Source organism: Kitasatospora sp. NPDC058046 (assembly GCF_042885595.1).
Lineage (GTDB): Bacteria > Actinomycetota > Actinomycetes > Streptomycetales > Streptomycetaceae > Kitasatospora.
In genome coordinates this window covers 143,626-165,496 of the sequence record NZ_JBHVRS010000009.1, presented here as the reverse complement: position 1 = coordinate 165,496, position 21,871 = coordinate 143,626, and the positions used below count along the sequence as shown (strand labels likewise).

18 protein-coding genes are annotated in these 21,871 nt (G+C 74.0%); 7 read left to right on the top strand and 11 right to left on the bottom strand.

Features of this window, described 5'->3' with window-relative positions:
* Positions 1 to 12 precede the first annotated feature (12 nt).
* The 4 genes from ACFVU7_RS20240 to ACFVU7_RS20225 all read right to left on the bottom strand — a co-directional run bounded on the left by ACFVU7_RS20240 (position 13) and on the right by ACFVU7_RS20225 (position 4,409).
* Complete coding sequence (locus ACFVU7_RS20240; protein WP_074004545.1) at positions 13 to 1,038, bottom strand: 6-phosphofructokinase; 1,026 nt, start codon at positions 1,036 to 1,038, stop codon at positions 13 to 15.
* Between the two features lie 351 nt (positions 1,039 to 1,389).
* Complete coding sequence (locus ACFVU7_RS20235) at positions 1,390 to 2,118, bottom strand: type 1 glutamine amidotransferase (RefSeq protein ID WP_074004546.1); 729 nt, start codon at positions 2,116 to 2,118, stop codon at positions 1,390 to 1,392.
* A gap of 46 nt (positions 2,119 to 2,164) precedes the next feature.
* Positions 2,165 to 3,427 carry a MurT ligase domain-containing protein gene (locus tag ACFVU7_RS20230; protein WP_049656207.1) on the bottom strand — a complete coding sequence of 421 codons (1,263 nt, stop codon included), beginning with the start codon at positions 3,425 to 3,427 and terminating at the stop codon, positions 2,165 to 2,167.
* Positions 3,428 to 3,710: 283 nt separating this feature from the next.
* Positions 3,711 to 4,409 (bottom strand): GNAT family N-acetyltransferase, encoded by a 699-nt coding sequence (locus tag ACFVU7_RS20225; RefSeq protein WP_074004547.1) that lies wholly within the window; start codon positions 4,407 to 4,409, stop codon positions 3,711 to 3,713.
* 258 nt (positions 4,410 to 4,667) lie between these two features.
* Here ACFVU7_RS20225 and ACFVU7_RS20220 point away from each other — a divergent pair, with 258 nt between their 5' ends.
* The 3 genes from ACFVU7_RS20220 to ACFVU7_RS20210 all read left to right on the top strand — a co-directional run bounded on the left by ACFVU7_RS20220 (position 4,668) and on the right by ACFVU7_RS20210 (position 9,493).
* Positions 4,668 to 8,654 carry an amino acid adenylation domain-containing protein gene (locus ACFVU7_RS20220; RefSeq protein WP_388046291.1) on the top strand — a complete coding sequence of 1,329 codons (3,987 nt, stop codon included), beginning with the start codon at positions 4,668 to 4,670 and terminating at the stop codon, positions 8,652 to 8,654.
* Between the two features lie 115 nt (positions 8,655 to 8,769).
* On the top strand, positions 8,770 to 8,985 hold the full coding sequence (locus ACFVU7_RS20215; protein ID WP_049658393.1) for a hypothetical protein: 216 nt from the start codon (positions 8,770 to 8,772) through the stop codon (positions 8,983 to 8,985).
* 217 nt (positions 8,986 to 9,202) lie between these two features.
* Positions 9,203 to 9,493: a muconolactone Delta-isomerase family protein gene (locus ACFVU7_RS20210; protein ID WP_388046288.1), complete on the top strand. Its 291-nt coding sequence runs from the start codon at positions 9,203 to 9,205 to the stop codon at positions 9,491 to 9,493.
* Positions 9,494 to 9,502: 9 nt separating this feature from the next.
* Here ACFVU7_RS20210 and ACFVU7_RS20205 read toward each other — a convergent pair whose 3' ends face one another.
* From ACFVU7_RS20205 to asnB, 4 genes are all read right to left on the bottom strand, one after another.
* On the bottom strand, positions 9,503 to 9,955 hold the full coding sequence (locus ACFVU7_RS20205; RefSeq protein WP_049658391.1) for a hypothetical protein: 453 nt from the start codon (positions 9,953 to 9,955) through the stop codon (positions 9,503 to 9,505).
* Positions 9,956 to 10,081: 126 nt separating this feature from the next.
* Positions 10,082 to 11,551: a pyridoxal phosphate-dependent decarboxylase family protein gene (locus tag ACFVU7_RS20200; RefSeq protein WP_388046286.1), complete on the bottom strand. Its 1,470-nt coding sequence runs from the start codon at positions 11,549 to 11,551 to the stop codon at positions 10,082 to 10,084.
* A gap of 163 nt (positions 11,552 to 11,714) precedes the next feature.
* Entirely contained in the window at positions 11,715 to 12,833 is a 1,119-nt protein-coding gene (locus ACFVU7_RS20195) for a hypothetical protein (protein WP_388046283.1), read from the bottom strand.
* Positions 12,834 to 13,075: 242 nt separating this feature from the next.
* Positions 13,076 to 14,926: an asparagine synthase (glutamine-hydrolyzing) gene (asnB, locus tag ACFVU7_RS20190; protein ID WP_074004552.1), complete on the bottom strand. Its 1,851-nt coding sequence runs from the start codon at positions 14,924 to 14,926 to the stop codon at positions 13,076 to 13,078.
* Positions 14,927 to 15,142: 216 nt separating this feature from the next.
* Here asnB and ACFVU7_RS20185 point away from each other — a divergent pair, with 216 nt between their 5' ends.
* The gene (locus tag ACFVU7_RS20185) at positions 15,143 to 15,418 is read left to right on the top strand and encodes a hypothetical protein (protein ID WP_049651654.1); all 276 of its coding nucleotides are present in this window, start codon (positions 15,143 to 15,145) and stop codon (positions 15,416 to 15,418) included.
* 115 nt (positions 15,419 to 15,533) lie between these two features.
* The gene (gene glmS, locus ACFVU7_RS20180; RefSeq protein ID WP_388046281.1) at positions 15,534 to 17,360 is read left to right on the top strand and encodes a glutamine--fructose-6-phosphate transaminase (isomerizing); all 1,827 of its coding nucleotides are present in this window, start codon (positions 15,534 to 15,536) and stop codon (positions 17,358 to 17,360) included.
* A 111-nt stretch (positions 17,361 to 17,471) separates the two neighbouring features.
* Here glmS and ACFVU7_RS20175 read toward each other — a convergent pair whose 3' ends face one another.
* On the bottom strand, positions 17,472 to 18,410 hold the full coding sequence (locus ACFVU7_RS20175; protein ID WP_369808293.1) for a glutaminase: 939 nt from the start codon (positions 18,408 to 18,410) through the stop codon (positions 17,472 to 17,474).
* A gap of 198 nt (positions 18,411 to 18,608) precedes the next feature.
* Positions 18,609 to 19,307 carry a DUF3152 domain-containing protein gene (locus tag ACFVU7_RS20170; protein WP_388046279.1) on the bottom strand — a complete coding sequence of 233 codons (699 nt, stop codon included), beginning with the start codon at positions 19,305 to 19,307 and terminating at the stop codon, positions 18,609 to 18,611.
* 452 nt (positions 19,308 to 19,759) lie between these two features.
* Between ACFVU7_RS20170 and ACFVU7_RS20165 the strand changes: the two genes are divergently transcribed.
* A complete protein-coding gene (locus ACFVU7_RS20165; RefSeq protein ID WP_049651651.1) occupies positions 19,760 to 19,975 on the top strand; it encodes a heavy-metal-associated domain-containing protein in 216 nt (71 codons plus the stop codon).
* Positions 19,976 to 20,071: 96 nt separating this feature from the next.
* On the opposite strand, the gene ACFVU7_RS20160 is transcribed toward ACFVU7_RS20165, so the two are convergent.
* Complete coding sequence (locus ACFVU7_RS20160; protein WP_388046401.1) at positions 20,072 to 20,632, bottom strand: DinB family protein; 561 nt, start codon at positions 20,630 to 20,632, stop codon at positions 20,072 to 20,074.
* 111 nt (positions 20,633 to 20,743) lie between these two features.
* On the opposite strand from ACFVU7_RS20160, the gene ACFVU7_RS20155 reads away from it, so the two are divergent.
* Positions 20,744 to 21,718 (top strand): helix-turn-helix transcriptional regulator, encoded by a 975-nt coding sequence (locus tag ACFVU7_RS20155; RefSeq protein ID WP_387829184.1) that lies wholly within the window; start codon positions 20,744 to 20,746, stop codon positions 21,716 to 21,718.
* The last annotated feature ends 153 nt before the right edge of the window (positions 21,719 to 21,871 follow it).

Genomic DNA, 21,871 nt, shown 5'->3' with positions numbered 1-21,871 from the left:
GGGCGGGGGCGGTCAGAGGACCGTCTCGGCCTCCAGGTAGCGGTCCTGCGGCACGGTCTTCAGCTCGGCGACCGCCTCGGCCAGCGGCACCAGGTTGATGTTGGTGCCCTGCAGCGCGGTGATGTGCCCGAAGGCGCCCTTGTGGACGGCCTCGACGGCGTGCCAGCCGAAGCGGGTGGCGAGCACCCGGTCGTAGGCGGTCGGGGTGCCGCCGCGCTGGGTGTGGCCGAGGATCACCGGGCGGGCCTCCTTGCCGAGGCGGTGCTCCAGTTCGCGGGAGAGCTGGGTGGCGATGCCGGTGAACCGCTCGTGGCCGTAGATGTCCTTGGTGCCCTCCTCCCAGTGCATGGTGCCGGGCTCGGGCTTGGCGCCCTCGGCGCAGACCACGATGGCGAACTTCTTCTGGCGGTCGAAGCGCTCGCGGACGACCTCGGTGAGCTTGTCGATGTGGAACGGGCGCTCCGGGACGACGATGGCGTGCGCGCCGGCGGCCATGCCCGCGTTCAGCGCGATCCAGCCGGTGTGCCGGCCCATGACCTCGACGACCATGACGCGCTGGTGGGACTCGGCGGTGGTCTTCAGCCGGTCCAGCGCCTCGGTGGCGACCGAGACGGCGGTGTCGAAGCCGAAGGTCACGTCGGTGGCGGCGATGTCGTTGTCGATGGTCTTGGGCACGCCGACGATCGGCAGGCCCGCGTCGCTCATCAGCTTGGCGGCCTTCAGGGTGCCCTCGCCGCCGATCGGGATGACCGCGTCCAGGCCGAGGTCGGCGCAGTACTTCTTGGCCCGTTCGACGCCGTCCCGCAGGTGGCTCGGCTGGACCCGGGAGGAACCGAGGATGGTGCCGCCCTGGGCCAGGATGCCGCTCACCGAGTCCAGGGTCAGGGGGCGGTGGTGGCCCTCAAGGAAACCGCGCCACCCGTCCTCGAACCCGATGATCTCGTCGCCGTGGTCGACCACCCCCCGGTGGACCACGGAGCGGATCACCGCGTTCAGGCCGGGGCAGTCACCGCCGCTGGTCAGCACTCCGATACGCATTAGCTTTGCAACTCCCGAGCAGAACCGAGGAACGGCCGGACTACAGGCTGGGACGACGAGCCGTCACCGTAACGGGGCGCTCCCTCGCCGTGGTGGCGGGGAGGTGGCCGCGGGGTGAAGGACCGGCCGATCCGGACAGAACGCCCGAAAACGGCCGCGAAGTCGAGCATACGGCCCCTGGTCCGGCCGGGCAGGAGCCGACGCGGGAGCGGCGCCGTCGGCGCCCCCGCGCGGAATTGCAGCCTGCTGCCGAGGAGGGTGTGCAGTAGGCAGCCCCATTGTGGTACGTCCGGGGCCGCCCGCGGACCGGGTGACCGCATGGCGGGCACCCGGCCGGGGCGTACGGATGTACTACTGGGGACGCGTCGCGGCCGCGATGCGCTCGGCGCGCAGCGCGTCGTACCAGGTGGTGTCGGCCGGCGGCAGCGCGGCGACGTCCAGCGCCAGCTTGAGCAGCATGTCGGCCACGGCGGGATTGCGGGCCAGCACCGGGCCGTGCAGGTAGGTGCCGAACACGGTGTCCCGCCAGGCGCCCTCGGTGCCGTCACCGGTGCCGTTGCCCCGGCCGACGCTGACGGTGGCGAAGGGCTGCACGCCCTGGCCGAGATGGGTGACGCCCTGGTGGTTCTCGAAGCCGGTCAGCTGCGGCAGGCCGAGCCGGGGGTCGACGTCGGCGAGCACGTCGCCGACGCAGCGGGCGCCCTCGCCGCGGGTGGTCCAGACGTCGAGCAGGCCCAGGCCCGGCTCGCGCTCGCCGAGGTCGTTGATGAACTCGTGGCCCATGATCTGGAAGCCGGCGCAGACACCGAAGATGATCGCGCCGTTCTCGGCGGCCCGCACCAGGCCGCTGTCGGCGCGCAGCCGCTCGGCGGCCAGGCGCTGCGGGCGGTCCTCGCCGCCGCCGATCAGGTAGATGTCGCCGCTGGTGGGGATCGCCTGGTCGGAGCGGACGTCGATCCGGGTCACGTTGAGGTGGCGCTGGCGGGCCCGGCGCTCCACGACCAGGGCGTTGCCCCGGTCGCCGTAGGTGCTGAGCAGGTCCGGGTAGACCCAGACCACGCGCAGGCTGCTCTCACTCATCCTCGAAGGCCTTCCGTCACGTAAAGACTGGTGTGCGGGCGCGGCATCAGCCGGCCACGACCTTCCGCAGCTGCTGGAAGGCGGTGTAGTTGGCGATGGCCTCGATCCGGCCGGGCGGGGCCATCCGGACGGCCTGCTCCAGCGTGTCGACCACGTGGAACTGGAGTCCGGCGACCTCCAGGCGGACGGCCAGGTCCAGCTTGCGCTGGCCCATCACGAAGACCGGGTGCCCGGCGAGGCGCTCGTAGTCGACGTCCCACAGCCAGGAGGTGTCGGTGCCGTCGGCGTCGAGGGCGTTGACGGAGAGGATCACCGGGGCGGGCGGGCCGTCGATCAGCGAGAAGGTCTCCAGCCAGCCGGCCGGGTTCTTGGCCAGCAGCAGGCGGATGTCCCGGCCCTGGTACTGGACCACGTCGTAGCGGCCGGCCACGGCGGCCACCGAGCGCATCCGCTCCAGGGCGACCTGCGGGGCGACGCCGAACACGGCGGCGACGGCGGCCGAGCTGGTGGCGTTGGCCAGGTTGGCCCGGCCCGGCAGCTGGAGCTGGATCGGCCAGGCGCCGCGCTGCGGGTCGATCACGTGGGTGCCCTGGAGCGCCCAGTGCGGGTTGGGCCGGCGGAAGCCGCAGTCCTGGCAGAACCAGTCGTCGCCGGGGCGCTGCATCACACCGCCGCAGGCGGGGCAGGACCAGGCGTCCTCCTTCCAGGCCTGTCCGGCGGCCACCCAGACCACCTTCTTGCAGGAGGAGGCGGCCCAGGTCACCAGCGGGTCGTCGGCGTTGGCGATGACCACGGCCTCGGTGTTCTGGAGGCCCTCGCGCCACTTCTCGGCCATCATCCGGGTCTCGGCGGCGCGGTCGAGCTGGTCGCGGGAGAGGTTGAGCAGGGCGATCGCCTTGGGGCGGGTGTCGCGGGCGACCATCGCCAGGTACTTCTCGTCGACCTCGATCACGCCGAAGCGGGCGTCGTTGCCGCCGGCCAGGGCGGAGGTGATGCCGGCGGGCATGTTGGCGCCCAGGGCGTTGGAGACCACCGGACCGGCGGCGCGCAGCGCCTCGGCGATCAGGCGGGTGGTGGTGGTCTTGCCGTTGGTCGCGCTGACCAGGACGACGTCGAGGTTCTCGGCGAGGGTGGCGAGCAGGTCGGGGTCGAGCTTGAGGGCGACCTTGCCGCCGATCACCGAGCCGCTCCCGCGCCCGGCCTTGCGCGACACGGCGGCGGCGACCCGGCCGGCGGTGACCGCGATCTTGGCGCGGGCCGGCAGCGAGGCGTCGCGTGCGCCTGTGGGCTCCGATTCGGTGCCTGCCATGCTCAGTGGTTCCTCCTTGCTGCGGCACCACCCGTGGCCGAATAACGGGCCGTCGGGCGGCGGGGACGGGGGTCAGCCTACCGACTCCGTCGCCCGACCGGACGATCCGGACCCCGTGCCGCCTGCTGCGACGCGCTCGCGGGTGCTGCTGACGGCCTGTCGGGGAGAGCGGTGTACGGAGCAGCCCCAAGGGTTCGGCTCCGAACCCCTACTGCTTTGACGACGCTCGACGACCACCGTCGGGTTCCCGACCTGCCCGGGTAAGGATCTGGTGAAGAAATGATCAGCGTCCCGGATGGTGGGCGCAGCCGGCCGGATCCCCGGCGGCCAGCGTGGCGGTGATCACCAGGGTGCCGTCCTCGGCCCGGAAGTCCAGCGGCGCGTCCAGCCGTCGCATCGCGGCGATCAGCCCGGTGTTGCCGCCCTGGGTCACCGCGTACACCGTGCGGACGCCGGCCGCCCGGGCCGTCGCCGACAGCCGCCGCAGCAGCGCCGCGCCCAGCCCGTGCCGCTGCCAGTCGTCCTCGACCAGGACGGCCAGCTCGGCCTCGCCGTCGTCCCACATCAGGTGCCCGAGCGCGAGGATCCGCCCGTCCGGGGCGGCCACCGCGTAGCTGCGGCCGTGCCGCGGGTCCAGCAGGTGGTCCAGGTAGCGGCCGGCGTCGCGGACCGGGCCGTGGTAGCGCAGCCGCAGCGCGGCGGGGGAGCAGCGCCCGTGCATCGCCAGCGCCGCCGCCCGGTCGGCCGGCCCGGCCGGGCGCAGCAGCAGCCCGGTCCCATCCGGCAGGGACAGTCGGGACGGGGTCTCCGGCGCCGGACCGGCGGCGCGGACGGCGGGCGGGTGCGGCCGCACGGTCCGGTACGGGCCGCCGGTGAGCGCGGGCGGCCGGGTGGCCTGGCCCTCGGGCGCCGCGCACCTGCGGTCGGACCTGCGGAAGGGCCGGTGCCAGAGCCGTTCGGGGCGAGTGCGTGATGCCTTCATGCCGCCGACGCTACCGACGGTGCGCTTCCGTTCGGTTACGTGATCGTGAACGGGCGAATGCCCGGGTGCGCGGCCGGGCGGGGTGGGACAGGGCGGGCCCCCGCCCGGGACGGCATCGGCGCAGGTCGCGACCGGTGCCTCAGGCGGGTGGGACAGCGGGCGGCCGACGGTGGATGGCGTTCCCCGGTGCTCCTGGTGAGCAGGAGGCCACGCCCCGTACGGCCACACCCGTACGTCCACGCACCGAAGGCCGTTTCCATGCGCGACACCCCGTCCGTCCCCACCACCGCCACCGCCACCACCGAGACCGCCGCCACCACCGGCGCCCCCGCCGTCCCGCGCGCCCGCCGGGCCCCGGTCGGCACCGCGCTCACCGGGCTGCTCGACCGGCAGGCGCAGACCCGGCCCGGCGCGCCGGCCGTCCTCGGCGAGGGCGGCGGCCTCACCTTCCAGGAGCTGGCCGGGACGGCCCGCCGGCTGGCCGCGCTGCTGCGCCGCCTGGGCGCCGTCCCGGACGGCTGCGTCGGCCTGTACGTCGAGCCCTCCGTCGAGCTGGTCGCCGGGGCCTGGGGCGTGCTGTACGCCGGGGCCGGCTACCTGCCGCTGTCGCCCGAGTACCCCGAGGACCGGATCCGCTACATGGTCGAGGACAGCGGCACCCGGATCGTGCTGACCCAGGCGCACCTGCGCGAGCGGTTGGCCGCGCTGGTCCCGGCCGGGACCGCGGTCGTCACCTTCGAGGCCTGCGAGGACACCGCTCCGCCGCCGGAAGCGGCGGAGGAGGCACACGAGGAAGCGCCCGAGGGGGCCGTCGAGCCGGAGTCGCTGGCCTATGTGATCTACACCTCGGGCAGCACCGGCCGCCCCAAGGGCGTGATGATCGAGCACCGCTCGGTGGTCTCCCAGCTGCGCTGGATGCGCTCCGCCGGGCACCTCGCCCCCGGGACCACCGTGCTGCAGAAGACCCCGATGAGCTTCGACGCCGCGCAGTGGGAGATCCTCGCCCCGGCCGTCGGCGCCCGGGTGGCGGCCGGCACGCCCGGCCTCTACCGGGACCCGGAGGCGCTGGTCGCCGCCGTCCGGCGGCACGGGGTGACCGCGCTCCAGTGCGTGCCCACCCTGCTCCGGGCGCTGCTGGACACCGAGGGCTTCGCCGACTGCACCGGCCTGACCCGGGTGTTCTCCGGCGGTGAGGCGCTCTCCCGGCGGCTCGCCCGCGACCTGGGCCGCGCCCTCCCGCAGGCGGCGCTGGTCAACCTGTACGGCCCGACCGAGTGCACCATCAACGCCACCTGGCACCTGGTCGACCCGGCCGATCCGGCCGACGGCGCCGGCTCGGTGCCGATCGGCCGACCGGTGGCCGACACCCAGTGCCACGTCCTCGACGAGCAGCTGCGGCCGGTCGCCGCCGACGGCGTCGGCGAGCTGTACATCGGCGGCGTCCAGCTGGCCCGCGGCTACCTGAACCGGCCGGAGCTGACCGCGGAGCGGTTCGTCCGCTCCCCGTTCGCCCCCGGCGAGCGGCTGTACCGCACCGGCGACCTGGTGCGGTGGAACCCGGACGGCACCCTCCAGTTCGCCGGCCGGGTGGACAACCAGGTCAAGCTGCGCGGGTACCGGGTCGAGCTGGACGAGATCGCCCGCGCGATCGAGGAGCACACCTGGGTGCGCCGCTCGGCCGCGGTCGTCACCGGGGACGATCGCACCGGGCACCCGAACCTGGTCGCCTGCGTCGAGCTCAACCCGCGCGAGGCCGCCCTGATGGACCAGGGCAGCCACGGCGGCCACCACCAGTCCAAGGCCAGCAAGCTCCAGGTCAAGGCCCAGCTGTCCGACCCGGGCCTGCGCGACCGGGCCCGGCTGGCGGGCCGCGAGCGGATCGGGCTGCCCGGCCGGAAGGAGACCGACGCCCAGCGCCGGGAGGCCTTCGCCCGCAAGAGCTACCGCTTCTACGACGGCGGCGCGGTCACCCGGGACGACCTCACCGCGCTGCTCGCGCCGCGCCCAACCCGCACCTTCGGCCGCGACCTGGAACTGCTGAGCCTGCCCGAACTCGGCCGCGTCCTGCGGTGGTTCGGCCAGTTCCACAGCGAGGAGCGGCTGCTGCCCAAGTACGCTTACGCCTCGCCCGGCGCGCTGTACGCGACCCAGCTGTACCTGGAGACCGGCGGCCTGGACGGGCTCGCGGCCGGGCTGTACTACTACCACCCGGTCGAGCACGTCCTGGTCCGGATCGGCCCCGCCGGCGCGCGGCCGGGCCCGGATGGCGGGGCCTACCTGACGCTGCACTTCTCCGGGAAGCACGGCGCCATCGAGCCGGTCTACAAGAACAACATCCGGGAGGTGCTGGAGTTCGAGACCGGCCACATGCTGGGCGTCCTGGCGGAGGTGCTGCCCGAGTGCGGGCTGGACATGCGCCCGATCGGCCTCGACCCGGCGGCCAAGGGCCGGCTGGACGTCGCCGGGGAGGACCACTACCTGGGCGCCTTCGCGGTCGTCCGGGCCGGCGGCCCGGCGCGGGACGAGGGCACCGAGCTGTACGTCCAGGCCCACGAGGGCCGGGTGGACGGCCTGCCGGGCGGCCTCTACCGGTACGCCGACGGCGAGTTGACGCACGTCTCGGAGGAGGTGGTGGAGTCCCGGCACGTGATCGCGATCAACCAGGCGGTCTACGCCCGGGCCTCGTTCGGCATCACGGCCGTCGCCCGCGCCGAGGAGGAGTGGCTGCGGTACATCGTGCTCGGCGCCGAGCTGCACCGCCTCCAGCGCAACGGCCTGGGGCTGGGCTTCATGTCCTCCGGCTACAGCTCCAAGTCCGGCCACCCGCTGCCCGCTTCGCGCCGCATCGACGAGATCCTGGCCGGCCGCGGCATCACCCCGGGACCGTCCTACTTCTTCCTCGGCGGCAAGGTGAGCGAGGAGCAGATCCGCAGCGAGGGCATGCACGAGGACACCGTCCACATGAAGGGGCCGGCCGAGCTGATCAAGGACCAACTGGCCACCCTGCTGCCCGACTACATGCTGCCCAACCGGGTGCTGGTGATGGACGCCCTGCCGCTCACCGCCAACGGCAAGGTGGACCTCAAGGCGCTGGCCGCCTCCGAGGCCGTCCGCACGGCCGACGTGCGCGGCGCGTACGTCGCACCCGCCACCGGGTACGAGCGGTGGCTGGCCGAGGCCTGGGGGCGGGCGCTGGGGTACCAGGAGGTGTCGGTGACGGACGAGTTCTTCGCCGTCGGCGGGAACTCGCTGATCGCCGTCGCCCTGGTGCACCGGATCAACCGCGAGTTCGGCGTCGCGCTGCCGCTCCAGGTGCTGTTCGAGTGCCCCCGGCTGGGCGACCTGGCCGCGCGCGTCGAGCGGGCCTGCGGCGAGGGCGGCGAGCGCGCGGGCGGGGGCACCGGCGGGAGCGCGGCCTCCCGGCTGGTGCCGCTGCACCCGGGGGCGGCCGACCGGGCCGTGTTCTGCTGGCCCGGACTGGGCGGCTACCCGATGAACCTGCGGCCGCTCGGCCGGGAGGCGAGTGCGGGCCGGGCCTTCTACGGCGTCCAGGCGCACGGCATCAACCCGGGCGAGACGCCGTACCCGACCATCCGGGAGATGGCCGCCGCCGACGTCGCCGAGCTGCGCCGGGTGCAGCCGCGGGGGCCGTACACGCTGTGGGGCTTCTCCTTCGGCGCCCGGGTCGCCTTCGAGGCGGCCTGGCAGCTGGAGCGCGCCGGGCAGCGGGTGGAGCGGCTGCTGCTGATCTGCCCCGGCAACCCGAAGGTGCGCCGGGACGACGCCCGGTCGTGGGGCCGTGAGGCCTCGTACGCCAACCCGGCGTACCTGACCATCCTGTTCGGGGTGTTCGCCGGCCGGATCAGCGGCCCCGACCTGGAGCGCTGCCTGGCCGAGACGGTGGACGAGGCGACCTTCGTCGCCTCCGTGCACCGGATGCTGCCGGAGCTGGACGAGGAGCTGATCCGGCGGATCACCGGGATCGTCGGCGAGACCTACGAGTTCGAGTACAGCTTCCGCGAGCTCGCCGAGCGGCGGCTGGAGGCGCCGGTGACCGTCTTCAAGGCCGCGGGCGACGACTACTCCTTCATCGAGGGCAGCACCGGCTACTCCGCGACCCCGCCCACCGTGGTCGACCTGGCGGGCGACCACTACGGGGTGCTGCGGGAGCACGGGGTGACCGAGCTGGCCGCCGCGATCCGGGAGGTGGAACGGACGGGCCCCGGGGAGCCCCCGGGCCGCTGATCGGATGATGTGGACACGCTCACGGATGGCTCAGGATCCGTGAGCGGGGGAGCCCCTTCGGATAGGGATGGCTCGGCTTTTCCGCCGATCCCGTCTCCTCCGAAGGGGCTTTCCGATGTCCGTGAAGAACTCCGCACTGGCCACCGCCTGTTGCGCCCTGCTGCTCGCCCTGCCGCTCGCCCTCGCCCAGTCGGCCGCCGCCGACAGCAACGGCCCCAAGACGCCCGAGGAGGCCGCCACCTGCCACCAGGTGCTCGGCGCCCTGCTCGGCGGCTTCGGGCCGATGCTCGGCGAGGCCGTCTGCGTCGTGCAGCCGGCCGACAAGGGCTGACGCCTCCCGGGAATCCGCCGCCGGCGGTGGCCGCCGTCCTCGGGCCGCCGCCGGCGGAGCCGGATCCCGGGCCCGCGCCGGGTGCGGGGCCGCCGGAGGCCGGCTCCGGATTCGCCCGGCCGGCCCACCGGGCGCGGGCCGGTCGTGGCGGCGGTCGGGTGCCGGGCCGACGATGAGGGGGCGGGGGCGGGGCGGGGGGCGAGAAGGGAGTAAGACCGTGCAGGAGTTCCTGGTCGAGATCACCACCAGCGTCCCCGAGGGCACCGCCGAGGAGGAGGTCGACCGGCGGCGCGCCGCCGAGGCCGTCCGCGCCCGCGAGCTCGCCGCCACCGGCCACCTGGCCAGGCTGTGGCGCCCGGTCGGCGAACGGCGCAGCATCGGCGTCTGGCTGGCGGCCGACGAGGCCCGGCTGCGCGCGGAGGTGCTCGGCAGCCTCCCGCTGCGGCCGTGGATGACCGTCGTGGTGACCCCGCTCGAACCGCACCCCAACGACCCGGGCCCGGCCTGAGGCGACGGCTCAGGCGATGCGGGTCGGCGCGTCCTGGAGGGTGTGGCCGGTGGCGGTCAGCAGCGTCGTCAGGACGGCCGGGGTCACCGGGTGCTCGGTGCGGAGGTAGAGCTCGTCGGCGGCGGGGTGGGGGTGGACGGAGAGCAGGGTGATCCGGTGGTCGGCGAGCGTCGTGCCGGTGTGGGCGAGGGCCGTGGTGCGCACCCGCCAGAGCGCGACCGGGGGCGGGGCGTGCGGTGACCACCAGCTGTGGAGCAGGGCGGTGGCGAGCAGGGCGAGCGCGGAGGCGGCCACGACGACCGGGCCGTCCGGGCCGTGGACGACGATCTTGGCGATGAGGTCGGCCGCCGTGACGGAGAGGAAGACGGCGGCGAGTTCGACGGTGTCACGGCGCCAGCGGTGGGTGCGTCGGGCACCGGGGCCGGCGGGGGCACGGAGGGGAGAGGGCTTCGAATGCTCCATGCCACCACCGTGCCCGACCGGTGTTTCCCGGTCGGGCATCCGTCGTGACCGGCCGGTTACGGTCCGCGCCGGGGTGTTACGGGAGGAACGCGCGGGGCAAAGTCGGGAGGCCGGGCCGCCGGTGGTCTAGCCGAGCAGGTCGCGGGCCGCGGCCTTGACCTCGGCGAGCAGGAGGTGGAGGTCGGCCTCCGTCGTGGCGGCGTTGAGGAGGCAGGCGCGGAGCAGTTCGGCGCCGTCCAGGCGGGCGCCGGTGACGAAGACCCGGCCGCGACGCTGGACGGCGGCGGGGAGGTCGCGGTTGAGGGCGTCGCGGGCGGCCCCGTCCCGGCCGGGGGCGCGGTGGCGGAACGCCACGATCGAGGTCTGCACCTCGGCGAGCAGCTCCAACTCCTCGTCTGTTTCGACGAGTTCGCCGAGCCTGCGGGCCAGTGCGGTGCACCGGGCGATGTCCCGGGCGAGCCCGGCCCGGCCCTTGTGGGCGATGGTGGCCCAGACCTTGAGGGCCCGGAAGGGGCGGGTCTGCTCGGTGCCGTACTCGGAGAACCAGCCGAGCGCGCCGGCCGACTCGTCGCGCAGGTAGGACGGGACGAGGCTGAAGGTGCCGCGCAGCTCCTCGGTGTCGCGGACCAGCGCGCAGCCGCAGTCGACCGGGACGCCGAGCCACTTGTGCGGGTCGAGGGCGAGCGAGTCGGCGCGCTCCAGCCCGGCGTAGCGGTGGGCGATGGCCGGGTCGAGCCGGCCGAAGGCGCCGTACGCGCCGTCCACGTGCATCCAGAGGCCCTGCTCCTCGCAGAGGTCGGCGATCGGGCCGAACCCGTCCACCGCGCCGGCGCCGACGGTGCCGGCCGAGGCGACCACCAGGAAGGGCAGCAGGCCGGCCGCGCGGTCGCGCTCGACGGCCGCTCGCAGGTCGGCGGTGTCCAGCCGGCCGTCGGGGCCGGTGGCCACGGTGCGCAGCTGCCGGCTGCCGAGGCCGAGCAGCTCGGCGGCCTTGCGGACGCAGGAGTGGGTCTCGCCGGTGACGTAGCCGACCAGCGGCGGCAGGCCCGCCAGGCCCTCCTCGCGGACGTCCCGGCCGGCCCGCCGGGCGGCGCGGTCGCGGGCGGCGGCGAGGCAGACGATGGTCGCCATCGAGGTGCCGGAGGTGAGCAGGCCGCCGCCGGCCGGGTGCGGGAAGCCGACCAGTTCGGCTATCCAGCGGACCACGGCGCGCTCCAGGTGGACGTCGGCGTGGTCGCCGCCGGCCGAGCTGGGGTTCATCGCGGAGGCGGCGAGGGTGGCGAGCACCCCGGCGGGGGCGGGGGCGGAGTTGACCCAGCCGAAGAAGCGCGGGTTGCCGTTGCCCATCGGGTACGGCAGGACGTCCCGTCCGATGGCGCCGATCAGCTCGTCGAGCGGGCGGCCCTCGGCGGGCAGCGGGGCGTCGAGCAGGGCCCGGCGGGCGGTCTCGTCCATGGGCTGCCAGACCGGGCGTCCGGGCAGGTCGGCGAGGTAGTCGGAGACGAGGTCGGCGGTGGCGTGGGCGGCACGGCGGAAATCGGCGTCGGTGAAGTCGGCGTCGGTGACGTCGGTGCCGGGGGAGTCCTCGGTGGTCATGGCGTGCTCCAGGGAGGCCGGGGGACGGGCTGGGCGAGGCGCGGCGTCCTTGGCGCACCCGGGTCAGGCGATGATCGGGTGATCCTACGCAAGCAGGCCCGCACCGTGCGGTGCGAGCCTGCTTGCTGAGACCCGGGGGCGTCGGTCCGGGGGACCGGGGGCGTCAGTCCAGTGAGCTGGACAGGCCGCTCGCCGAGCGGCAGTAGCCCTGCATCTCCTTGTTGGTGATCTTGGCGCAGAGCCGTCCGGCCGCGCCCCCGTCGGTGTAGTTGACCGTGTAGTAGCTGACCAGGCCCTCGGCGCAGGCCTTGCGCTGCCAGCCGTCGGCGGCGGTCGCGCACTGCTCGGACGCCCAGTCCTCGCGGTCCAGGTTGTACTTCATGGTGCGCGAGCCGACACCGCGGCTGCAGTCCACCGCCCCGCCGCTGGCCTTGCCGTTGAGGCACCACTTGAGGGCCTCGGCGTAGACCTCGGGGTGGTTCGGGTAGTCGTGCGAGGAGAGGAAGAAGGTCGGGGCGTAGAAGAAGCAGGCCGACTGGAACAGCGACGGCTGGTCCTTGCACGGGTAGAGCGGGTCCTGGGCGAGCTTGTCGGCGGGCAGGTTGGCCTTGGCCTGCTCGTCCTCCTCGTCCGGGCCGAAGAGCTGCATGAACAGGCCCTCGGAGCAGCGGATCCGGTTCTGGTCGGAGGGGAACTTGTTGCACAGGTCGCGCGCCTTGGCGACGTCCTGCTTGGCGACGAACATGGTGCCGTGGCCGACGCCGTGGATGCAGGGCCCGGTGTTCTTGGGCGCGCAGAGCTTGAGCAGGTCCGTCTCGGGCTGGGTGGAGGCGTTGAGCATCTCCTCGACCGCGCCGTGCAGGTAGCCGGCCGCGCAGGTCTCGTGCGGGAAGGAGATGACCTTCTGGAAGTCGGCGTTGAAGCGCTTGACCGCCGCGTGGCCGAGCTCGTGCGCGATCGGGTGGCAGAAGCGCACGGTGTACGGCTTCTCCTTGGTGATCTTGTCGAGGTCGGCCAGGGCGACACCGGGGTCGGTGGCGTCCATCTCGGCCATCACCTTGTTGCGCAGCGTGGAGCGGGTCCACACGGCGGGGTCGCCGGTCGGGGTGGCGCTCGCGGGGCCGGCCGCGGCCGGCCGGGCGCCGGCGGCGGGGCCCCCGGGGGCGACGGCGGTCAGGGACGCGGTGGCCGCCGCGGGCGACCAGTCGGTGACGGCCACCGACCCCAGGCCCAGGACGCCCAGGAGCAGGGCGGTGAGAATCGCGAAGACTCGCGGCTGCATGACGGGATCCCCCGGCGGATCGAGGTGAACGTTTCGCTCCCATCCTGACGGCACGTGAGCGGTAAGCCGCGATTTCGCCCGCCATTCGGGAGGTGTCGGCGACGCTATCGCACCGTGGGACCTCCGGGCCCGGCGGGATGGTTCCGCACAATCACCCGGACGGAGTACGGGGGCGCGGGCGTCGCCGGGTGCGCCGTTCGGGTGGCGGCACCCGCGCCCCACACGCGTTCGGGCCCCGGCGGTCAGAGCTCCAGCGTCACCCGGTACTCCGTCAGCCAGGCGTCGAAGTCCAGCGCGAGGTCGACGGCCAGCCGGACGGACTGCGGGTCGGTGTCCGGGGCGAGCGCGTCGGCGAGGCGCCGCCGGTCGAGCAGGTCCAGGGCCGGGGAGGTGCGCTCGACGGCCAGCCGGGCCAGTTCGGCGCGCAGCTTCGCCGGGTAGTGCGGGTCGGTGGTGACCGGGTACGGGCTCTTCGCCCGCTCGGCGACCGCGGCCGGCAGCACGTCCCGGACGGCGGCGCGCAGCAGGCTCTTCTCCCGCCCGTCGAAGGACTTCATCGCCCACGGGGCGTTGAAGACGTACTGGACCAGCCGGTGGTCGCAGAACGGCACCCGCACCTCCAGGCCGTTGGCCATGCTCATCCGGTCCTTGCGGTCGAGCAGGATGCAGACGAAGCGGGTCAGGTTGAGGTACGAGATCTCGCGCATCCGCCGTTCGAGCGGATCCGCCTCCGGCAGGTGCGGGACCTCGGCGACCGCCTCGCGGTAGCGGGCCCTGCGGTAGCCGTCCAGGTCGAGCTTGCGGAGCAGTTCGGCGTCCAGGAGGTGCTCGCGCGGGGTGGCTCCGCCGCCGGCGATGCCGGTGAGGCCGAGCGCCCAGGGGAAGTCGTCGACGGCGATGGTGGCCGGGTCGTGGAACCAGCGGTAGCCGCCGAAGAGCTCGTCCGCCGACTCGCCGGACAGCGCGACGGTGGAGTGGCGGCGCACGCCCCGGAAGAGCAGCAGCAGCGAGGTGTCCATGTCGCCGACGCCGTTGGGCAGGTCACGGGCGCGCAGCACGACGGAGCGCCGGGCCGGGTCCGTCAGGTCGGCCGCGTCCAGCTCGACGACGCTGTGGTTGGCGCCGACGTGGTCGGCGAGCAGCCGGGCGAACGGGCCGTCCTGGGTCTGCCGGACGTCGTTGGCGTTGAAGGTCTCGCTCTGCCCGGCGAAGCCGACGGAGAAGGAGCGCACCGGGCCGGCCCCGGCCGCGCCCAGGGTCCGGGCGGCCAGGGCGGTGACGGCGCTGGAGTCTAGGCCGCCGGAGAGCAGCGAGCAGAGCGGGACGTCCGCCTCCAGCTGACGGTGCACGATGTCGTCCAGCAGGGCCCGGACGGTGGCGACCGTGGCCTCCAGGCTGTCGCGGTGCTCGCGCGCCTCCAGCGCCCAGTAGCGGCGGACCGAGAGGCCCTCGCGGCGCACCCGCACGACGTGCCCGGGCCGGACCTCGTGGATGTCCCGGTACGGGGTGAGCCCCGGGGTGCGGGCGTAGCCGAGCAGTTCGCGCAGCCCGTCCAGGTCCACCACCGGGCGGACGGCGGGGTGGGCGAACAGGGCCTTGACCTCGGAGCCGAAGACCACGCCGTCCGGGGTGCGGTGGTAGTACAGGGGTTTGACGCCCATCCGGTCGCGGACCAGCAGCAGCTCCTCGCGCCGGATGTCCCAGACCGCGAAGGCGAACATGCCGTTGAGCCGCTCGGCCAGGTGCTCGCCCCACTCCAGGTAGGCGCGCAGCACGACCTCGGTGTCGCTGCGGGTGCGGAAGCGGTGCCCGGCCGCCTCCAGTTCCGCGCGCAGTTCGCGGTGGTTGTAGACCTCGCCGCTGTAGGTGAGCACGGCCAGCGTCCGGCCGTCGTGCTCGACCGTCATCGGTTGGACGCCGCCCGCGATGTCGATCACCGCGAGCCGGCGGTGGCCGAGCACGGCGTGCGGCTCCAGGTGGACGCCGCCGGCGTCCGGGCCGCGGCGGGCCTGGGTGGCCGTCATCGCGTCGATGACCCCCCGTTCGGCGGTGAGGTCGCGCTCGAACGCGACCCATCCGGTGATCCCGCACATCAGCAAGCCTCCGGTCTTCCGCTTCGTGTTCAGGGGGTCACGCTACGTGCGGAGTTGGCGCCGCTTCAAGGGGCTTTCGGGAACGGGGGCGAACGGGTGGCCGTTCGACGGTCGAATGTGAAGGATTCGTGGATGTGGTCTGAAAGTCGTAATGTCTGCCCGATTTCGGGCAGAAACTTTGGCTTCGGCGGCCGGCCCGACCTAGGCTCCACACTCGTGCCGAGCTCACCCCACCCCCACGAAGACCTCCTCGCCCACCTCACCCGGACCAGCCCGCTCGGGCCCCGGGAGGCGGCGCGGGTCGTGGCGGAGGTGCTGGCGTACTTCTCCGAGAGCACCGAGGAGTACGTGCGCCGCCGCCACACCGAGCTCCAGGCACGCGGTCTGACCAACGAGCGGATCTTCGCCCGGCTCACCGAGGAGCTGCCGCAGCGCCGGGTCTCGGCGCCGGAGCTCTCGGCCCGCCAGCTGCGGCGGATCGTCTACGGCTGAGGCGGCCGAGCGCCCGTCGCCCTCATCGCGCTCGCTGCCCACCGCCCTCGCTGCCCTCAGCGGGCTGACCGCCCTCGTTCCCGACCTTCCGAAGACTTCGAAGAGGAGACCACGCATGTGCGGAATCGTGGCCTACATCGGCCCCAAGGACGCGACCCCCTTCCTGCTGGAGGGGCTGGCGCGGCTGGAGTACCGCGGCTACGACTCGGCCGGTGTCGCCGTCACCGGGCGCAGCGGCGGGATCAAGCTCCGCAAGGTGAAGGGCCGGGTCGCCGACCTGGCCGCGGCCGTGCCGGCCCGGTTCAAGGGCACCACCGGCATCGGCCACACCCGCTGGGCCACCCACGGCGTCCCCAGTGACGCCAACGCGCACCCGCACCTGGACAACGCCGAGCGGATCGCCGTCGTCCACAACGGCATCATCGAGAACGCCGACGAGCTGCGCGCCAAGCTCGCCGCCGACGGCGCGGTGTTCCGCTCCGAGACCGACACCGAGGTGCTCGCCCATCTGATCGCCGCGAACGTGGCCGAGGGCGTCGAGCTGGAGGACGCCGTGCGGGCCGCGCTCGGCCGGGTGGTCGGCACCTACGGCATCGCGGTGCTCGACGCCGAGCGGCCGGACCGGATCGTCGTCGCCCGCAACGGCAGCCCGATCGTGCTGGGCATCGGCGAGAAGGAGATGTTCGCCGCCTCGGACGTCTCCGCGCTGGTCCGCTACACCCGCCAGGTCGTCCACCTGGAGGACGGCGAGCTGGCCACCGTCCGGGCCGACGGCTTCCGGACCTTCACCGAGGACGCCCGCACCACGCACCGCCAGCCGTCCACCGTGGACTGGGAGTTCGACTCCTACGACACCGGCGGCTTCGAGCACTTCCTGCTCAAGGAGATCCACGAGCAGCCCGGCTCGGTCGAGCGCACCCTGAGCGGCCGGCTCGACGAGCGCTTCGCCACCGCGCACCTCGGCGGCCTCAACCTGGACGCCCGGGAGCTGCGCGAGATCCGCCGGGTGAAGATCCTCGGCTGCGGATCGGCCTACTACGCGGGCGAGATGGGCGCGCAGCTGATCGAGGAGCTGGCCCGGATCCCCGCGCACAGCGAGCCGGCCTCCGAGTTCCGCTACCGGAACCCGGTGATCGAGGCGGACACCCTGTACGTCGCGGTCAGCCAGTCCGGCGAGACCTACGACACGCTGGCCGCCGTCCAGGAGGTCAAGCGCAAGGGCGGCCGGGTGCTCGGCGTCGTCAACACGGTGGGCAGTGCTATCGCCCGAGAGTGTGACGGCGGTATCTACCTGCACGCCGGTCCGGAGGTCTCGGTCGCCTCCACCAAGGCGTTCACCTCCACCGTGGTCGCCTTCGCGCTGCTCGCCCTGCACTTCGGGCGCATCCACGACCTGTCGCCCGCCGACGGGCGCCGGATCGTTTCCGCGCTCAAGGCGCTGCCCGACCAGATCCGCGAGGTGCTGGAGCAGAGCGAGGCCATCGCCGGACTCGCCGCCGAGTACGCCGACTCCGCAGGCATGATGTTCATCGGCCGGGTGCGCGGCTACCCGGTGGCCCGCGAGGGCGCGCAGAAGCTCAAGGAGATCTCCTACGTGCACGCCGAGGCCTACCCGGCGAGCGAGCTCAAGCACGGCCCGCTGGCGCTGATCAGCCCCGAACTGCCCACCGTGGCACTGGTTCCGGACGACGAGCTGCTGGACAAGAACCTCACCACGCTGGGCGAGATCAAGGCCCGCTCCGGGCGGGTCATCGCCGTCGGCCACCGGCGGCCCGAGGAGAAGCTCGCGGACCACTGCATCCTGGTGCCCAAGAGCGAGCCCGAGCTGGACCCGCTGCTGCTCAACATCCCGCTCCAGCTGCTCGCCTACCACGCCGCCGTCGCCCTGGGGCGGGACGTGGACAAGCCGCGCAACCTCGCGAAGAGCGTGACGGTGGAGTAGTCCCCCGGAGCCTCGGAGGAGGGCGTCCTCGGAGAGGAGGGCGCTCGTCACGGACCCGCGGGTCCCGGTCGCTGTGCGGACGGCCGGGGCCCGCGTTCCGCTGTCCGCGGGTCAGAAGACCGAGCAGCCGGACAGGGTGGTCAGGGTGTCCAGGGCGGCGACCGCGGCGACGGAGTTGCCGGCCTGGTCCAGGCGCGGGCCCCAGGCGCAGACGGCGGCGCGACCGGGGAGTATCGCGAGGATGCCGCCGCCGACGCCGCTCTTGCCGGGCAGGCCCACGCGGAACGCGAACTCGCCGGCGGCGTCGTAGGTGCCGCAGGTGAGCAGGACGGCGTTGATCCGCTTGGTCTCGCTGCGGGACATCAGCCGGGTGCCGTCGGCGCGCACGCCGTACCGGGCGAGGAAGGAGCCGGCCAGCACCAGGTCGCGGCAGCTGGTCGCGACGGCGCAGTGGGCGTAGTAGTGCTCCAGGACGGTCTCGACCGGGTTCTCCAGGTTGCCGTGGCTGGCGATGAAGTGGGCCAGCGCGGCGTTGCGGTGGCCGTGCTCGGCCTCCGAGGCGGCGACCACCGGGTCGGTGTCCAGCAGCGGGTTGCCGGACTCGCGGCGCAGGAACTCCCGTACCGCGCCCGAGGCGTCGCCGGTCATGGTGTGGAGCCGGTCGGTGACCACCAGGGCGCCCGCGTTGATGAACGGGTTGCGCGGGATGCCGTGCTCGGTCTCCAGCTGCACCAGGGAGTTGAACGGGTTGCCGGACGGCTCGCGGCCGACGCCCTGCCAGAGGGTGTCACCGCCGTAGGCCACCGCGAGGGCGAGCGAGAACAGCTTCGAGACGCTCTGGACGGAGAACGGCCGCTGCCAGTCCCCGACACCGTGCAGCTCCCCCTCGACGGTGGCGACGGCCATGCCGAAGGCCTCCGGGTCGGCGGTGGCGAGGGCCGGGATGTAGTCGGCGACCCGGCCCCGGCCCGTGGTCGCCCGGGCGGCCGCCTCGGCGGCCTCCAGCAGGACCGGCCAGTCCAGGTACTCCCCGCCGGGCACACCGTTCAACGCTTCTCCTCCACCGGCACCGACTGGGAACACGACCGGGACCGGGCGCGCGGTGCGGGTGCGTCCGGTCCGACCAGGATTATCCGTGTTTCGGGCGGGTGGGTCGGGAGGGGGGTGGGTGGTTCGCCCCGTGCGGTGTCGTGAGGCCGTCGGTGCCGGGTTGTGCCGCTCGGCGGTGTGCGGCGGCGTGCGGGCCGGCTACGGGGCGTTGGTGGGGGCCTGGACGGGCGGGCCGGTGAGCAGGGTGCCGGTGTCCGAGTACGGCCAGCCGTTGGGGACGCAGCCGTGCAGCCCCTTGATCTGCTGCATCATCACCGGTGCCGGGGCGCCCGGGCCGGGGCAGTCGACGTGGCCGTTGCCGAGGATGTGGCCGACCTCGTGGTTGACGGCCAGCGCGTGGTACTGCTCGGGCCTGCCCTGGTAGAACTCGGACAACTCGGTCCAGCGGGTGAGGTTGACGACCACCTGGTGGGTGACGCCGCAGTTCACCCAGCCGCCGGTGTCCAGCCCGTACTGGCCGCAGATCCGGTCGGTGGACTTCGGGGTGGCCAGGTAGACGGTGAAGTCCACCGGGTCGGCGGGCATCCGCTGGAACGAGGCCGTGCCGCCGGCCGCCCAGCCGTGCCGGACGTCGCCGAGGACCGCGTCCACCTCGGCGGCGAACTGCGCCGGGCTCTCCGCGATCCCGTCCTCCACCCGCACCTTGTAGCGGTACAGGTGCTCGCCGGTGCCGAAGCGGGCGGAGCCGCCCGGCGCGGTGGTGAACGCCAGCCGGTCACCGTCCCCGCCGCTCCACGGCTGCCACCAGAGCAGCCCGGCGGTCAGCGCCGCGACCAGCGCGAGGGCGGGCAGAGTGTGCCGGGGCTTCCAGCGGCGCAACCGCTCGGGCGCCCTCACCGGCCCGCTCCCGCCGCGGCCAGATGGCCGTACACGCCGCGCAGGGCGGCGTGGGCCATCAGGAGGGCGGTGGTGTCCGGTCGGGCGTGGATCGGGGCCAGGGTGGACATGGCGGAAGTGCTCCAGGACGGGATCGGCGGGCCGGGGCGGCCGATCGGCGACCGGGCCGTCGCCCGGTCGTGCGAAAGGGTGGTACCTGGAGGAACGGGGCGGGGTGCGGCGACGGTTCAGGGCGCCTTCGCGGTACGGGGCACCTTCGCGGTTCGGGCGGTGGCGTGCGCCACGGTGCCGGCCCCTGTCGGACGGGAGGCCCGGGTGGTTCCCGGAACCGCTCGATGGTGTCACCCCGGCGGCGTGTCCCTGGGCGGCGCCGTCGGATTCGGGTGTCGTAGGGCGGGTCGATCCGTCCGGGTCGGCCCTGTCCCGAGCGAGCTGCCATCGGAGGCGCCGTCATGTCCACCACCGCTGTTTTCACCGTCGACGGCATGAGCTGCGGCCACTGCGAGAAGACGGTCAGCGCCGGGCTCGCCGTCCTGCCGGGCGTCACCGACGTCAGTGCCGACGCGCCGAGCGGACGGGTCACCGTGGCCTCCGCGCAGCCGCTGGACGAGGCCCTGGTCCGCCGCGTCGTCGACGGGGCAGGGTTCACCTTCGTCGGGCAGGCCTGAGGGCGGTTCCGGGCGGGGCGGTCCGGGGGCGCGGTGCAGGGGGCGGGGCCCGGCGACTGCTGTCGACGGGCCCCGTTGCCGTCCCGCCGGCCGGGCTCAGCCCATGCTCTTCGCGCCGTCCAGGGACTCGCGGATGATGTCGGCGTGACCGGCGTGCTGGGCCGTCTCGTTGGCGATGTGCAGCAGCACCCGGCGGGCCGACCACTCGGCGTCCGCCTCGAACCACGGGGCCTTCGGCAGCGGCTGGGTGGCGTCCAGGTCGGGGAGGGTGGCCACCAGCTCGTCGGTGCGCACGGCCACCTCGGCGTACGCCGCGAGGACACCGGCCAGCGTCTCGCCCGGCAGCATGCGGAACTCGTCCGCGCGGCGGGCGAAGTCCTCCTCGGTCCAGGCGGTGAAGTCGGGCATCGCGGACGGGCCCTGCACGATGAACTCCGCCCAGAGCCGCTCGACGCTGGTCACGTGCTTGATCAGGCCGCCCAGGCACAGCTCGCTCGCACACGTCCGCAGGCCGACCTGCTCGTCGGTGAGGTCGCGGGTGGTGAAGCGCAGGAAGTGCCGCTGCTTCTCCAGGGCCGCCAGGAGGTCGGCGCGCTCGCCGGTGAGGTTCTGCGTGGCGGCGGGGGTGGCGGCGGCGGGGGTGGTGGTCGTGGTCATCGTCATGGCCTTTCGCTGGGTCCTGCTACGGGTTCCTGCTCCCTCGGACAAGAACAACGCTACGGACCATTGCGGTCACTTCCTGTCCTGAATCCCAGGGAGAATCGATGCATGGCGAACACCAGCACGCGGACGCTGCGACTGCTCTCCCTGCTCCAGACCCACCGGTACTGGCCGGGCGACGAACTGGCCGACCGGCTCGGCGTCTCCGTCCGCACCCTGCGCCGCGACATCGACCGGCTGCGCGAACTCGGCTACCCCGTCGAGGCGCAGCGCGGCGTCGACGGCGGCTACCAGCTGGCGGCGGGCGCGGCGCTGCCGCCGCTGGTGATCGACGACGAGGAGGCGGTCGCCCTCGCGGTCGGCCTCCAGGCGGCGGCCGAGAGCCCGGTCGAGGGCGTCGCCGAGGCCTCGGCGAGGGTGCTGGCGAAGGTGGTCCAGGTGATGCCGGCCCGGCTGCGCCGCCGGGTCGAGGCGCTGCGCGCGGTCACCGTCCCGGTGGACTGGGGGACGAGGACGGGCACGGGCGTCGACCCGGACGTCCTGACGGTGGTGGCACTCGCCTGCCGGGACGGCGAGCGGGTGCGGTTCTCGTACACGGCCGCCGACGGGCGCGGTACCGACCGGCACGTCGAACCGCACCGGCTGGTCTGCCTGAACCGCCGCTGGTACCTCGTCGCGTACGACCTCGACCGGGCCGACTGGCGCAGCTTCCGCCTCGACCGCCTCACCGCCCCGACCGGCAGCGGCGCCCGCTTCGCCCCCCGGACCCTCCCGGCGGCCGACGCGGCGGAATTCGTCCGCGCGGGCCTCAACAGGATGCCCCGACCGCACCAAGTGGAGGCCCTGATCGAGGCACCGGCGGAGTTCGTCCGCGCCCGCGTCGGCCGCTGGGGCACCGTGGAACCCGTCACCCCGCACCGCTGCCGCCTACGGATGACCGCCGACTCGCTCGACTGGCCCGCCATGGCCCTCGGCTCCCTGGGCGCCGAATTCCAGGTACTCGCCCCGGACGCCCTCCGGACCCTGCTCACGGACTGGAGCACCCGCTTCGCCCGCGCAGCGGCGGAGGGGGAGGAGGCGTAGGAAGTCGGCCTGGCCGACTTCTGGTGTCGGCAGTCCGCGCACCCCGCTGCGCCTGGCTGTTGCTTGCCCGGCCCCGGTGCTCGCCCCTGTCCCTGGGGCGCGGCCGGGGTGGGTGGTGGCGTGGGAAGTCGGCCCGGCCGACTTCTGGCGTCG

Excerpts from the sequence above, each read along its gene's own strand:
- ACFVU7_RS20240 (WP_074004545.1), bottom strand. The coding sequence starts at position 1,038 with ATGCGTATCGGAGTGCTGACCAGCGGCGGTGACTGCCCCGGCCTGAAC.
- ACFVU7_RS20235 (WP_074004546.1), bottom strand. The coding sequence starts at position 2,118 with ATGAGTGAGAGCAGCCTGCGCGTGGTCTGGGTCTACCCGGACCTGCTC.
- ACFVU7_RS20230 (WP_049656207.1), bottom strand. The coding sequence starts at position 3,427 with ATGGCAGGCACCGAATCGGAGCCCACAGGCGCACGCGACGCCTCGCTG.
- ACFVU7_RS20225 (WP_074004547.1), bottom strand. The coding sequence starts at position 4,409 with ATGAAGGCATCACGCACTCGCCCCGAACGGCTCTGGCACCGGCCCTTC.
- ACFVU7_RS20220 (WP_388046291.1), top strand. The coding sequence starts at position 4,668 with ATGCGCGACACCCCGTCCGTCCCCACCACCGCCACCGCCACCACCGAG.
- ACFVU7_RS20215 (WP_049658393.1), top strand. The coding sequence starts at position 8,770 with ATGTCCGTGAAGAACTCCGCACTGGCCACCGCCTGTTGCGCCCTGCTG.
- ACFVU7_RS20205 (WP_049658391.1), bottom strand. The coding sequence starts at position 9,955 with ATGGAGCATTCGAAGCCCTCTCCCCTCCGTGCCCCCGCCGGCCCCGGT.
- ACFVU7_RS20200 (WP_388046286.1), bottom strand. The coding sequence starts at position 11,551 with ATGACCACCGAGGACTCCCCCGGCACCGACGTCACCGACGCCGACTTC.
- ACFVU7_RS20195 (WP_388046283.1), bottom strand. The coding sequence starts at position 12,833 with ATGCAGCCGCGAGTCTTCGCGATTCTCACCGCCCTGCTCCTGGGCGTC.
- asnB (WP_074004552.1), bottom strand. The coding sequence starts at position 14,926 with ATGTGCGGGATCACCGGATGGGTCGCGTTCGAGCGCGACCTCACCGCC.
- glmS (WP_388046281.1), top strand. The coding sequence starts at position 15,534 with ATGTGCGGAATCGTGGCCTACATCGGCCCCAAGGACGCGACCCCCTTC.
- ACFVU7_RS20165 (WP_049651651.1), top strand. The coding sequence starts at position 19,760 with ATGTCCACCACCGCTGTTTTCACCGTCGACGGCATGAGCTGCGGCCAC.
- ACFVU7_RS20160 (WP_388046401.1), bottom strand. The coding sequence starts at position 20,632 with ATGACCACGACCACCACCCCCGCCGCCGCCACCCCCGCCGCCACGCAG.
- ACFVU7_RS20155 (WP_387829184.1), top strand. The coding sequence starts at position 20,744 with ATGGCGAACACCAGCACGCGGACGCTGCGACTGCTCTCCCTGCTCCAG.